Below are 12,929 nucleotides of genomic sequence, written 5' to 3' on the forward strand. Positions count from 1 at the left end.
CGCGAGGTAGAACAAAATGAACAAAAACAGGAGATATCCAAAGCCACAAGTACGTTTACGTCAACCAGCCTTAGCCGGAGCTTCGCCGCATGACCCGCCTAAATTGCATCATGCATTCTTGTTGAGAAAAGCGCCATGGCCTTGGCGCAGGGCCCTTGGTGCAGGGCTGTGTCTCTTTGTCCCATTGCTCGCGGCCACTTTAGCCCACCGACCGCTGTGGGGGTTGCTTGCAACCATCGGCGGCTTTACGGGCATTTATACGGCTGCCATTCCCCTGCGCCGATTGGCACTCAAGCTTGCCATCGTCGCCTTAGGACTATCGATATCCCTCGGACTTGGAACGATGAGCGCCGCATCCCCCGCGAGCATGGCTATCGTTTTTGCCTTGGTCGGGGGATGCGCCACATTTCTGTGCAGTGCGCTGCAAGTTGCGCCCCCCGGGCCATTCTTTTTTATCATGGCATGTGCCATTGGCACCGGCATGCCAGTGGATCCTGTGGCGGCGCCTGCACGTGCGGCTGTCGCCCTGATTGGTGGCGCGATCGCGTGGGTGATTTCAATGGGCATAGCCTGGGGTTTATCCTGGCGACAACCGCACCATCATACCGAATCCGCCAAGCGTTTGATGAACCGGGCACCATTCCAATTGGCAGCCTTGCGGTTGCGACAGGCATTGCTCATCCGTTCGCCCTATATGATGGCAGGCCTTCGAATGGCCTTCGGCATCTGTTGTGCAGTACTCTTGGCGTATGCACTTGGGGACACTCGCCCGTATTGGGTACCTGTGGGTTGCGCGGCCACCTTGATCGGGACAACCATTATGGGTACCATCCACCGCGCAATTCAGCGCGCCTTCGGCACGGCATTAGGCGTTCTGATCGCCGGTGCTATTTTATCGTTCCGTCCATCGTACATCGCCCTGGCGTGTATTGTGTTCGTGCTACAAACAGTGACAGAGTTGCTGATTCCGCGCAACTACGGCTTAGCTGTCATATTTATTACGCCGCTCGCGTTGACGATTACAGAGATTGCACGTGTCGGCCTCAGCGTTCCCACACTGATTCATGCACGGTTTATTGATACACTGCTCGGATGTTGCATCGGCTTAGTCATCCGCTTACTTTGGTGGCTGCCTGAGAAATAGGCTGCCACCACCTCTTCGAATATTTCCCGGCAAATATCGACGGGCTATTTCCCAATTCCCGATGAACGTTCACGGTTCTCCAAAAACAGTGAAAAAAGTAGGTTAACTCATCTCAATCGACACACATCGACAGCATTCGATTTACAGACTCGCTATTCTATTGTTGTTGTTGTCGGATTTTGCATCCATAGGAGGTGGAATTCGATGAAAAAGTTTCTTAATAAAGAAGCTTATATGACAGCTGCCGCGATAATCGCGCTTGCCGCGGCAACCATCGCGCCATGGCCTTGGATATAATCCAGCTAATTGCAATTTTGTTACTAGAAGAATCGGTATCTACCGATTCTTCTTTATTTATTGCTAATATGGGGTTCGCTATGCTCCACATGATAAAATAAAACTGCTAATTAAGGTGAGTGATACTCGTGCCATATTGCCTTGTAGTTCCGCTTTTGCTGATGCTTATTTTCCGCCGTTCACTTTTATCTTTGGTTGAAATCCGATTTCGGTTTACGCCACTTTTGTTGATAGGCATTGTTGGACAAGTTGTGGCTGACAATTTGCGAACGTCAGTGGCGTACGGACTTTTACCTTTATCTATGGGTTTCGTTGTTATATGGCTATACCTTAATCGAAAAGTGTCAGGGCTCCGTTTTGTGCTGGCGGGAACCGCGATCAATCTTATTGCAATTGTTATTTCAGGTGGGAGAATGCCAGTATTGCTTTCCACCGTCCACCTTTTACACCTGGAAGTTGCTCCGAACACCGGTCCACGCCATTCCTTTGCGACGATGCATAGCTGGTGGTGGCTGGGTGACTGGATACCCATTCCACCCTTTATCATGAGTCCAGGCGATATTCTTGTCGGCATCGGATTAAGTAGGTTTGCGCTGACAGAATCACAAACGAGAGCGAGCTATCAACATGAGTCAAATTCGAAATAGCTACCGCACTTTGTTGTTTATAATTGGAATCACGGTGCCAGTTTGCGCAGTGCTCGCAAGCGTCCTTTACAAGATGCCTAGTATTGGATTTGTTACAATCTTGGCTTGTATATTAGACTACTATCCCTTATATCTACCTGGCGGGGTGCAGTGGAGCACCTCAATTTTATGCTATATATGGGCAGGTACCGAGTATGGCACGATGGCGGCAGATATGGTCATGACCATGAGTTGCCTTGTTACATTCCTCCGTGCGTATCATTGGAACTTACGCGACATCCGGTGGTTTCGCTATTTTGTGACCCTTGGCATGTTTCAGGTATCCCTGTTCACAAGCGTGGCCGCCTTTCGCATTGCAAAGGGACTTCCTGACTTGCTTCAATCTGCTTGTGTGTTCGTTACTTTTGAGGGAGTGAATATACTTCTTTTTCTAGGTGTCCACTGGTCACTTGGTAGAACCTCATCCGGATGGTCGACTATTCGTGGCTTTAACTTCCTTTCTGTCGCCATGAGTTCCCTTTTGTTTGTACTCATCGGACGCTATGACCGTTTGGTAGATGCCTTACTTCCCATCGGTTTGCTACTCATCTGCTTCATTATCATGTGGCAGCAGTATTCCAAGGCCGTCAAATCCTCATCAGAGGTCTCCAAGAAATACCAATTAATCGCCAATCATACGGATGACCTCATCCTGCTTGTCAATACGAGCGGGAACATCACCTTTGCATCGCCTTCGCATGCCCGCCTATTTAACAAACCACTTGATGAAATCGTCGGCCAGTCATTTTACACATTTATTCAAGATTCGACGTCGGTGCGTGCAGCATTGCACGCACCCCATGCCTGTACGTCGCAACACTTGATACGCCTGCAATTCGGCGACAAGGTTATCCCGACGGAAACCAAGATCTCCCCAGTTTATTCGACAAATGACGAGATCGAGTGTTTTATCGTTGTCTCACGAGACATATCAGAGCGCCTACGCCAACAGGAATATCTGTTGCAAACCGAAAAATTGGCTGTAGCTGGACAATTGGCTGCAGGTATTGCTCATGAAATTCGCAATCCATTGACTTCTGTGATGGGGTTTCTACAACTGTTGCGGGAACACTTTGATCAGGTAGCACCTGAATCGTATCGCATCGTCTGGTCTGAGCTTGTTCGAATATCGGACATTGCAAGCTCGTTACTCGTTCTCGCAAAACCGGAACCAGCCAACTTCCGCGACTGCACCCTTGACAACTTGATCCGCGACACGATCACGCTGCTCGAAGGACAGGCGCACAAAGCCAATGTCTACTTTGAAGCGATGGAGACACCAGATGTCACGTTGCACTGCAACCCTGGTCAACTCAAACAGGTCTTTCTAAACCTTTTCAAAAACAGCATAGAGGCCATGGAAGAACGAGGTGGACTGATACAAATCTCGTATGATGTTCAGCCTGAATCTGTGAGAATAGAGATCACCGATAATGGACCTGGCATACCCAAGCACCTTCTCGCCACCCTAGGTCAACCTTTCTATACAACAAAGGAAAAAGGTACTGGACTCGGTTTAATGGTCGTATACAACATCATTCAAGAGCACCATGGAAGTATTCAGTTCGATAGCGACGGAATCCGTGGGACACGAGTAACAATTAAACTTCCAATCATACAATCATAACTCGAGCGATACCTAATACCCCGATTGTTAATCATTGCTCATTGATGAACACTGGGGCGGTCAAGTCACAAACATCCCCCCATGTACGCACGATGGGCCGGGTCTTTGACACGAGCATTACTTTTAGATATAAATATTTTGACAGCGGTGTAAGCGATACCATGTTAACTTCCAAACAACGTTCTACAACGGCGAAAGCTGTCTGGTAAAAGGAGGTGTCTAGTATGAACGAACCAAAACAAGTTGCATCGCATCGTCGTCGCTGGTGGTATTTGCTCGTCCTTGTCCCACTTGTCGGCACGCTTTTTCCACAGTTCTATGCGACCGCGTCACCTGCCATCTGGGGAATTCCTCTCTTTTATTGGTACCAAATGATGTGGGTCATCATTAGTGCCATCGTTACAGGCTTTCTATATTTCATACTTAAAGATGACTGATGAGTTTGAAAGAAATGGGGCGTTCCCATCATGAATTGGACTGCGTTTACTGTTTTCATTATCTTCTTTATATTCGTTACAGTGCTAGGTTTTATCGCCGCGAGATGGCGACGAGCAGATTTGAATCACCTGGAAGAATGGGGATTAGCAGGACGGCGCTTCGGAACCCTGATCACATGGTTTTTGGTTGGCGGCGATCTTTACACCGCCTATACGTTCATCGCCGTTCCCGCGCTTATGTATGGCGCGGGCGCGCTCGGTTTTTATGCCGTACCTTACACCATCGTCGTGTACCCTATGTTTCTATTGATCCTGCCGCGCTTTTGGTCTGTGGCCAAACAGCACGGCTATGTGACTGCTTCTGATTTTATTGAGGGGCGCTTCGGCGATAAACTGCTCTCGCTTGCCATCGCCCTCACGGGTATTGTCGCGACGATGCCATACATTGCACTACAGTTGACCGGTATGCAAGCCGTGATTAGCGCCATTGGCATCGGCGGCGACTGGCCGCTCATCATCGCGTTCATTATCCTTGCCCTGTACACGTACACCAGCGGATTGCGGGCTCCTGCCATGATTGCGGTGGTAAAAGATTTAATGATTTATATCACCGTGATCGTATCGGTGATTGTCATTCCCATGAAACTCGGCGGTTTCGGCCACATCTTCCATGCAGCTGCAGCGGCATTACCGACACACAATCCGCCAGGCACCGCCATTTTGTCGCCAAAACAATATGCAACCTACGGTACACTGGCATTTGGCTCTGCACTTGCGCTGTTTCTCTACCCGCACGCTCTGACTGGTGTTTTCAGCGCTTCCAGCCGTCGTGTGGTGAAGCGCAATATGGCGCTCCTCCCAGCCTATTCGTTCGCGCTCGGCATCGTCGCACTGTTGGGCTTCATGGCGCTAGCGGCGGGCGTGCATGCCAAATCCACAAGCCAAGCGGTTCCATTGCTTTTTCTTAAGGAATTCCCAAGTTGGTTTGCTGGCTTCGGGTTTGCGGCTATCGCAATTGGCGCACTTGTACCAGCGGCCATCATGTCCATCGCGGCGTCCAACCTGTTTACACGCAATATCTACAAAACTTACTTTGCCAAAGGCGCTTCATCAGAACATGAAGCACGCGTGGCAAAGATTGTCTCACTCCTCGTCAAAGTCGGAGCGCTTGTCTTTATTCTGGGCTTCCCGCAGCAATACGCCATCAGTATGCAACAGGTAGGTGGCATCCTTATCCTGCAGACGGTCCCCGCGCTTGTGCTGGGGTTGTATACGCGCTGGTTCCACAGACGCGCATTGCTGATTGGTTGGCTCGTCGGTATCGTCTACGGCATCTATATGTGGGGAACCACCGGTTATAAGTCAACCACGTACGCATTGCACTTGTTCGGTGGTAGCGTCGCAGGCTATGCGGGTATTTGGGCACTAGTGCTGAATGTTATCGTTGTTGTCGTCCTTACACTGCTGTTCCGCGCGGCAAACCTGAGCAATGGCTCAGATCAGACAAACCACAGCGATTACCACGTAGAAGCTTCACTTTGATGCACACATAACGCAAAAACGGGCGAGCAAACGTGACTACCGTCTGCCGCCCGTTTTGTCTAAACGTCCCCATTTCGTGCTGAAATCCCGGTCACCAGCGAGAACAGTCCATCAACCAGATTGCACATACCCTCCACATCCATTAAGCGACTTGCCGTTGTGCCCTTCTTTGGGCAACCAGCCAAGATTCTACAGCGACGACATTGACCACGATGCTTAAGCATACTGCGATGGCATAGGCAGTCGCATAAGGCAAATGTCCTACATGTCCACCGAGGTAGGTAAACGCCCGATTAAGGACGTTTGTGTCACAAAACACATAGCTACGTAACATCCATGCTCGATGTCGCGCTACATCGCCCTGCCGTATACGGACGTAAGCAAGTACCGTAACGATCAGCCAGTACACGTTCAGCGTATTAAACGCCACGGTCGGGAGTTCACCACCTGTGGCAAAGGGAGCTAAATAACCCGATGTTCCGTCCACACCAAGAACAGACGCGATATATAGATAGCCGGCCATGCGATGCAGACTATGTTGACGGCGTTCTCCGGTCAGTGTCCAATTGAGCATGCCGCTTACAATGGCAATAACAGCAGCCACAATGTGAATATGCAACATCATGATCCATATAGGGTGATTCACATGGCGTGCAATTCCGACCTTATGGGAAAGGAACGATACATCCTGCGGGTCAGCGATGAAACTACCAAACAGCATGTACAAGGCATATGCGAGCGCGATGCCGATTGCAGCATCTCCCAGGTAACGTCGTCGCAACATACCAACGCCTCCAATGGGAATCATGATACCTCAGGTTGCCAAATTGTGCACGAACAAGCGTAACCATCTATCCCAAGACACCTTGATTACGAGATCCTTCGTTTGTCGGTGCCCACGCCAGCCGAGCGGACGTAGCACGCTGGGCTTAAAAGGGAAAAGCCCTGCCACTTTTGACAGAGCCTTTTCTTTATGGGTCGCTCAGCGCACAACGGAAGATATGCGGCAACTTTCGTTTCAAGGTGTGGCTACTTTTGGAGGTTACGATACGGAAGTGCTGAAGATGACGTGCGCGCAATTTCACGCTCACGATTTAAGGCCTATTCCAGCGCACTTTTAGCACGGGAAGCCAATGAACGTAATCCTATGCTGATGGCAACGCCAATAAAAGCCAAAGCCCCTCCTCCGGAGAAAATCCAATTCAGCGACAAGTGTCTTGCTAAAAAACCTGCAATTGACATACCGAGAGGGAGGCTCGCTGTTGTAAGTGCTAGTAGTGTTCCTGCAACTCGGCCGATAGAGTGAGCAGGCACATGATTCTGCACCATTGTAAACACCATTGTATTTACAGCTCCGGCAAATGCACCAAAAACAGACAAGCATATAGCAAACACGGAGAAACGAGGGATGTTTGCAAAACAAATTACACTGAAAGACATTACTGAAAGTGCAATCGGCAAGACTAAGGACGGTCTTATCTTTTCGGCCAGAGCCCCGTATAATCCATTTCCAATAATCACCCCTACCATAAGGCATGCACCAGCAAGACCATAGTGAAATGTATTCTGGCGGAGAATTTGGCGTACCCAAGCCGCATCCAAACTCATGACTGGAGCAAGAGAGAAGTTTACGATAATGGCAATCGTTATAAGTCGACGCAGGAGCCTGTCATAAACAACAATTTTCATACCTTCCGTCCAATCGGACCAGAAGGATCTATCACGAAGTTCAGCCATATGCGATGGTTGGCGAACAAGGAACAGTGTTATCACTGAAAAGAGGAATGTAGCTGCGTTTATAAAAAATAGGGTTGGAAGTCCAACAACAGCCATTAAAGCACCGCCTGACGCCATTCCAACAATTTGTGTACCCATAGTAACCATTTGATTTATGCCGTTTGCCCGTCCCAGTAGTTCATGACTAACTAATGATGGTATAATCGCTACTTGTGCAGGCTGAAATGCACTCCCAGCAACCTGTATAAGAACACCTAGAACGATAAGAATAATAATTGAATTTTGGCTCTCTACAGCAACTAACCCCATAACGACAGACAGAATGAGACGAATAGAATCGCTGCCAATCATAACATTCCATCGGTTCATTCGGTCAATCAACGTACCACTAAGAAGGCCCAAAATATTAGGAACTGTCAGTGCACAAGCGACATACGCGAGGTCAGCGCGATTATGGGTTTTTATTAAGACAAACCAAAGTAATGCTAAAGAAAAAAGATTGTTGCCTATTTGCGAGATTCCCTGCCCCATTACCAACAGACCAAAATTCCAACCGAGATGCGGTCGCTGTGGGTTAGCGGACATGGATATGTCCCCTTTCATAATAAAACTCGAAAGCTGGTGTTAGCCTATACCCAAACCTGTAACGGTTAACGATAATCTTGGGTGCATGCGGATCACACTCCACTTTATCCCTTATACTCTTTATATACACATAAACACTGTGATGCGTAATATAGACGCTCCCATTCCACACAGCTCGTATAATTTCATCTACGGGTATGAAACGATGGCGCTCCCGCCACAAAAGTTCCAAAATTTCAGTTTCCAACGGCGTAAGAGAATACGTGTGATTATCTTTTTGTATTTGTTCCAAATGTCTGTCCCAATAAACGTTGTTTGATAAAGCGACTTTGCTGCTTTCATTCTCATTCAATAGATGTTCTTGACACGCTCGCAATACGTTCGCCATTTGATAGGTTGAAATCGGCACCAGCCAAGCTACGAACGCATGATGTCGATAGGCCCAAGCAAGTTGAGTCGCTTGATCGCCAATTGCTAACCACATGGGCAATTCAGGCGCGGATATATTGGTTGAGGCAGTACGTAAATCGACAATTGCGATGGAGCTAGATTGCTTGATTGATGCCCATGAGCGAAGTTCTATAACTGTCCATTCGGGTGGGGTTACTGAGTAAACCATGTTCCTCAAAGACGTGTCATTGGTCCAGAGTCCGATTATCATCTTGCTCGTCATCTACAGTCACTCCTTTATATGGAAAAGCGTAGCTTACCATAGAGACTACATCCAATGTTATTTGGGACTCACCGTCATTTGATTCTGATCTCCATTTAGGGAACACATGCTCCTGAATGGTTTTTTGCAAGTCCATACAAAATTCGGATAGCCGGCTTGCATCAATTGTTATGGCATGATGTGAAAAAAATGTTTTACCGCCTGTGTCACGTTGTAGACGTTCTTTGAACTGTCTTGTTAATACATCTACCATTGTCAACGCGAGTCTTCGGCGTTCGTCTAGTACTTCCTCCGTTATATCTAGTGGTTCCACCGACACGAGGCGATTCACGGTCGCTTCGTAATATTTTTCAACTACTCCCCCCACCACTCGTGTCTCACACAAACGAACCAACTCAGCATCAATCAGTTTGAGCAAATGAAACCGTAGCTTCCCAGGCTTTTCATTCAAGATTTTCCCCATCTCCGTCAAAGTGTGTTTCCCATTCATTAACATCTGCAACATTTCGAATCTGAGTGGATGGGCTAATGCAGCAAAGGTTCTATGATCGCTCCATTCCACAATTTTCTCGCTCATTCGGGTCACCTCACGTTCTTACGGCGCATTATACGATAATATACCGTTTGACGATACTATAACGGTTATTCTTTTAGAATTCATTTACATTTTGAATGTTTAACTTTAAGCAACCGAAGGTAAAGAATTTGATGGCGAGCCGATAACAACTGCATCAATTCTAAGTCGGCTGTAAGGGCAACCGCTTTCAGCAAATACATGACGAAAAAAGGCCTTGCCATCTCGGGCAGGGCCTTCTGGGATGTTATACACTCCTTTGTACAAATGCCCTCATGGAGCGTTCCGATCATGGCGGCAAGGCCACATCTCGTTTCGCCTTGCTCGAATGACAGGCCCGCTAGGGGCCCATTCAACCCCGCCGTGAAATACCGTGGTTTTGGTGTCGCCTGTACCTGGCTTGTCGAATTGGCCGCGCCGTAAGCGCCGGTAGTATAACCAAAGCCCGCCGCGCGACCAATGTAAGATTTTGAGCTTGTCCCGTTACTGCAAGAAGCAAACTGACATGCGAAGCACGTCGGGTTGAAATGACGCCTGAGTTAGCTGACGAGTCCGTGCATGGATTTGCGAATACCCGTAAGCCCGCAGGCCAAATTCACGCTATGCTCCGAAGTCCTGTCGAAGGCGAGCAAGTTCGAATTACGAGCCGGACTAGGTCAGTGAGCATCCATGGGGCGTATCCAGGACGGACTTCCGTAACGACCGAACCGATGCTGAGGATCAGAGACGAAGAGCTCGCGTCCAAGGCGATAAACTCGTCACAACGACGCGAACCTCATGTCTTGGGTACCAGGCAGTTTCGTTTCGTTGTCGACGAAGCCAATACCAAAACTGTGCTTCAAGCTTTGTTTAGCGCAAAGCTGACTCCCAGACAGACCGCTGTCTCAGAAGATGAGAATCCGTTCGCGTCAAAACCAGCGCTTCTCGCGGCGAGAGGTTCCTGCGGACAAGTAATAAGCTTCCCTTCGTTGAATGACTGGGAAGTTAATTGCTATGCGTGGGCTGCTTGATGACGCTCACCTTCTAATGGTCCTGTTTCTTTCTTACCTGTTTAATCCCCAAACTAGCCATCCTGTTTCTTTATCACCTGCTCAATCCCCAAAAGAATGAGCTGCAAACCGAACTCAAATGCTCCGTCGGTCCCCATGATGTCAAACATGCCGTTCATAAACATTCTACGAAACAGACCAGCGTCTTCGTCTCTCATGGAAGCAAGCAGGTGCGACATCTCCTCCTTTGAACGATCACCATTTTTATTAAGGATCGCCTTAACATTGCGTTGGTGCTCGTAATCGTCTAGAACAAAGTGGAAGACATAGTTTACAACAGTGAGAACTGCCTGTAGCTTCTGTTCCTCTTCCAGTGGAGTCGATTCTATACAGAGAAGCATGCGGTTTGTGAAACGGATCATATCAGGCTCATGTGGAAGTGTCTGCATCATGAGCTGAGTGGAGCAGGGATATCGGCGGAGTACGTTTCGTACCGTAGTCGCAAACTCCGCGAGCTGTTGCTTCCAACTTCCCTCTGGACGGAATTCGTCCAGAACCATTTTGGACACCTGATTGGCTAAACGTTGGTAGAGATCTTGCTTGCTCTTAAAGTACCAATAAAGGGAGGGAGCTTGAATACCCATTCGTTCTGCCAAACGTCTGAGACTAAACTTCTCGATGCCCTCCTCACCTAAAAGTGCCCATGAAGCTTCTAGAATTTTATCCTCAGAGATCTGCGTCTGATGTTTTTTCAACGAGAATCCGCCTTTTACCTAACAGTGTAAGTTACCCTTTACAAGTTCAATAATCAATGTTACCATCTAACGATGTTAGGTTCAAACTAACAGTGTTAGATTGACTGAGAAAGAAGTGACTCTTATGGACTCAAAGAACCTTTATTTCTTTGAGCAAGCGCCTGTTGCTAAAGCCGTAGCACACTTCGCTGTACCAATGATGCTAGGTACATCAATGAGTGTTATCTATTCCATTCTGAATGCCTATTTCCTTGGAACGCTTCACCAGATGGCCATTTTATCCACGTTGGCCCTAACCCAGCCGCTGTCTGCACTCCTTATGGCGCTGGGAAGCATGATAGGCACCGGTAGTGGTACTCTTATTTCACGGTTACTGGGTGAGGAGAAATACGATGATGTGAAGCATGTTTCATCGTTTGCGTTATATAGCAGTATCACACTTGGTCTTATCACCATCGCCCTTGGCCTACCAATGATTGACGCAATCGTTCATGGCCTAGGCGCGACGCCCGACTCTTTTAGATTTACGAAGGAATATGTTGTGGTTATGATTATCAGTTCCCCATTCGTAATGCTATTTTTCACGTTGGAGAATATCGTTCGGTCCGAAGGTGCCCCCGTAATATCCATGAAGGGTATGATCCTTAGCTTTGTCATGAATATTGTACTCGATGCCCTGGTCATTTTCGTCTTCCACCAAGGCGTAACTGGCGTTGCATCTGCTACAGCTACTGCAAACTTGGCAGCAAGTCTGTTCTATGTCTTCCATATGAGATATAAGAGCAAGTTTCTATCTGTATCATTGAAGCAATATAAGGTCAACAAAAGGATCTTGATAGATGTATTTAGCATTGGAATTCCCGTCTTCATAATGTGTATCTTCTTAGGTGCAATGTCTCTAATTTTAAACCACTTTCTTGTAAAATATGGAGACCGAGCCGTCGCTGCGTACGGCATTTCCTCACGTTTGCTACAGTTTCCTGAGTTTATTGTAATGGGGTTATGTGAGGGAGTTGTCCCGTTGATTGCGTTCGCTTTTACATCAAATAAAGACCGTCTAAAGCAAACGATTGGCTTTGTCATCAAAACGATTATGCTGCTGGCCGTTGGGTTCGGTGTCACTGTCTATTTAATTTCCGACCACTTAATCGGTTTGTTTACGGATGACACAACATTGATTGACATGGGAAGTTATGTTTTACATGTAACGTTCCTATCCTTATTCATTACTGGGATAACCACTTTAATTACGGGCATTTTCCAAGCGACGGCACAACGATTCGCTACATTTATCATGTCCGTTGTGCAAGGCACCACGCTTATCCCGGTCTTGTACATCGCTAACCGTCTGTATGGTTTCCATGGCGTGGTTTGGTCGCTTGTCATCGCAGATTCAGTTGCATTCTTGGTCGGGGCGTGTATGATGTACGCCCTACGAACAAAATTGAAACCGGATGTGGAACAATTGGTGGAATAAAGACATGGGCACAGACATCAGTGCTAGCATAACCGCTAACGCCAAGACACCTTGATTACAAGACCTTTTGTTTATCGGCGCTCAGGCCACTCAACAGTTATATCTCGCTCCCTTGTGGGCTCATATAGAAAAAGCGTAAGCGTCAAATCCCGCCAACCTTGCGCTCCTGCCAAGCGAATCGGCCGCATTCCAGCCGTCGATAATACAACCAAAAACCGTTGTGTTCCCAGTACAGGAGCTTCCATGTCCCGCTCCTGGTCGCAGACCACGAAGACCACAGGACAAAACGGGTCGAGCTGAAGCGACGCCTGGATCAGGGCTGTGAGTCCTTTGATGGACTTACGCATGTCCGGGCGTCGCATGCTCGGTACACGCACAACTCCCCGGTCCAGCGCCGATGTTCAGC

At 48.0% G+C, this 12,929-nt stretch carries 12 protein-coding genes and 1 pseudogene; 6 read left to right on the top strand and 7 right to left on the bottom strand.

Annotation, left to right across the window (positions count from 1 at the left end; all coding sequences use genetic code 11):
* Positions 1 to 16: 16 nt before the first annotated feature.
* From QMF38_RS12955 to mctP, 5 genes are all read left to right on the top strand, one after another.
* Positions 17 to 1,144: an FUSC family protein gene (locus QMF38_RS12955; protein ID WP_281759678.1), complete on the top strand. Its 1,128-nt coding sequence runs from the start codon at positions 17 to 19 to the stop codon at positions 1,142 to 1,144.
* Positions 1,145 to 1,602: 458 nt separating this feature from the next.
* Positions 1,603 to 2,088 (top strand): DUF5317 family protein, encoded by a 486-nt coding sequence (locus QMF38_RS14885; RefSeq protein ID WP_390854673.1) that lies wholly within the window; start codon positions 1,603 to 1,605, stop codon positions 2,086 to 2,088.
* 373 nt (positions 2,089 to 2,461) lie between these two features.
* Positions 2,462 to 3,754, top strand: a complete 1,293-nt coding sequence (locus tag QMF38_RS12960; RefSeq protein ID WP_281759679.1) for an ATP-binding protein — start codon at positions 2,462 to 2,464, stop codon at positions 3,752 to 3,754.
* A gap of 224 nt (positions 3,755 to 3,978) precedes the next feature.
* Entirely contained in the window at positions 3,979 to 4,191 is a 213-nt protein-coding gene (locus tag QMF38_RS12965; protein ID WP_058094741.1) for a DUF3311 domain-containing protein, read from the top strand.
* A 30-nt stretch (positions 4,192 to 4,221) separates the two neighbouring features.
* Positions 4,222 to 5,733 carry a monocarboxylate uptake permease MctP gene (mctP, locus tag QMF38_RS12970; RefSeq protein WP_281759680.1) on the top strand — a complete coding sequence of 504 codons (1,512 nt, stop codon included), beginning with the start codon at positions 4,222 to 4,224 and terminating at the stop codon, positions 5,731 to 5,733.
* Positions 5,734 to 5,875: 142 nt separating this feature from the next.
* Here the strand turns inward: mctP and QMF38_RS12975 are convergent, their stop codons facing one another.
* From QMF38_RS12975 to QMF38_RS12995, 6 genes and pseudogenes are all read right to left on the bottom strand, one after another.
* Positions 5,876 to 6,517 carry a DUF2306 domain-containing protein gene (locus QMF38_RS12975; RefSeq protein ID WP_281759681.1) on the bottom strand — a complete coding sequence of 214 codons (642 nt, stop codon included), beginning with the start codon at positions 6,515 to 6,517 and terminating at the stop codon, positions 5,876 to 5,878.
* 317 nt (positions 6,518 to 6,834) lie between these two features.
* Entirely contained in the window at positions 6,835 to 8,055 is a 1,221-nt protein-coding gene (locus QMF38_RS12980) for an MFS transporter (RefSeq protein WP_281759682.1), read from the bottom strand.
* Positions 8,045 to 8,728, bottom strand: coding sequence for a winged helix-turn-helix domain-containing protein (locus QMF38_RS12985; RefSeq protein ID WP_281759683.1), 684 nt, complete (start codon positions 8,726 to 8,728; stop codon positions 8,045 to 8,047). Before QMF38_RS12985 ends, QMF38_RS12980 begins: the two co-directional genes overlap by 11 nt.
* A complete protein-coding gene (locus QMF38_RS12990) occupies positions 8,691 to 9,305 on the bottom strand; it encodes a helix-turn-helix domain-containing protein (RefSeq protein ID WP_281759684.1) in 615 nt (204 codons plus the stop codon). Before QMF38_RS12990 ends, QMF38_RS12985 begins: the two co-directional genes overlap by 38 nt.
* A gap of 270 nt (positions 9,306 to 9,575) precedes the next feature.
* A pseudogene (gene tnpB, locus QMF38_RS14890) lies at positions 9,576 to 9,773 on the bottom strand (IS66 family insertion sequence element accessory protein TnpB); the annotation flags it as partial.
* Between the two features lie 592 nt (positions 9,774 to 10,365).
* On the bottom strand, positions 10,366 to 11,046 hold the full coding sequence (locus QMF38_RS12995) for a TetR/AcrR family transcriptional regulator (RefSeq protein ID WP_281759685.1): 681 nt from the start codon (positions 11,044 to 11,046) through the stop codon (positions 10,366 to 10,368).
* A 124-nt stretch (positions 11,047 to 11,170) separates the two neighbouring features.
* Here QMF38_RS12995 and QMF38_RS13000 point away from each other — a divergent pair, with 124 nt between their 5' ends.
* On the top strand, positions 11,171 to 12,523 hold the full coding sequence (locus QMF38_RS13000) for an MATE family efflux transporter (RefSeq protein WP_281759686.1): 1,353 nt from the start codon (positions 11,171 to 11,173) through the stop codon (positions 12,521 to 12,523).
* 71 nt (positions 12,524 to 12,594) lie between these two features.
* Here QMF38_RS13000 and tnpB (QMF38_RS13005) read toward each other — a convergent pair whose 3' ends face one another.
* Positions 12,595 to 12,870 carry an IS66 family insertion sequence element accessory protein TnpB gene (tnpB, locus tag QMF38_RS13005; RefSeq protein WP_281759687.1) on the bottom strand — a complete coding sequence of 92 codons (276 nt, stop codon included), beginning with the start codon at positions 12,868 to 12,870 and terminating at the stop codon, positions 12,595 to 12,597.
* Positions 12,871 to 12,929: the final 59 nt, after the last annotated feature.

Source organism: Alicyclobacillus hesperidum subsp. aegles (assembly GCF_027923525.1).
In the GTDB taxonomy this organism is placed as follows: domain Bacteria; phylum Bacillota; class Bacilli; order Alicyclobacillales; family Alicyclobacillaceae; genus Alicyclobacillus; species Alicyclobacillus aegles.

Bases quoted from the DNA above. Each gene is read 5' to 3' on its own strand.
- QMF38_RS12955 (WP_281759678.1), top strand. From the start codon at position 17: ATGAACAAAAACAGGAGATATCCAAAGCCACAAGTACGTTTACGTCAA.
- QMF38_RS14885 (WP_390854673.1), top strand. From the start codon at position 1,603: ATGCTTATTTTCCGCCGTTCACTTTTATCTTTGGTTGAAATCCGATTT.
- QMF38_RS12965 (WP_058094741.1), top strand. From the start codon at position 3,979: ATGAACGAACCAAAACAAGTTGCATCGCATCGTCGTCGCTGGTGGTAT.
- mctP (WP_281759680.1), top strand. From the start codon at position 4,222: ATGAATTGGACTGCGTTTACTGTTTTCATTATCTTCTTTATATTCGTT.
- QMF38_RS12975 (WP_281759681.1), bottom strand. From the start codon at position 6,517: ATGTTGCGACGACGTTACCTGGGAGATGCTGCAATCGGCATCGCGCTC.
- QMF38_RS12980 (WP_281759682.1), bottom strand. From the start codon at position 8,055: ATGTCCGCTAACCCACAGCGACCGCATCTCGGTTGGAATTTTGGTCTG.
- QMF38_RS12985 (WP_281759683.1), bottom strand. From the start codon at position 8,728: ATGACGAGCAAGATGATAATCGGACTCTGGACCAATGACACGTCTTTG.
- QMF38_RS12990 (WP_281759684.1), bottom strand. From the start codon at position 9,305: ATGAGCGAGAAAATTGTGGAATGGAGCGATCATAGAACCTTTGCTGCA.
- QMF38_RS13000 (WP_281759686.1), top strand. From the start codon at position 11,171: ATGGACTCAAAGAACCTTTATTTCTTTGAGCAAGCGCCTGTTGCTAAA.
- tnpB (WP_281759687.1), bottom strand. From the start codon at position 12,870: ATGCGTAAGTCCATCAAAGGACTCACAGCCCTGATCCAGGCGTCGCTT.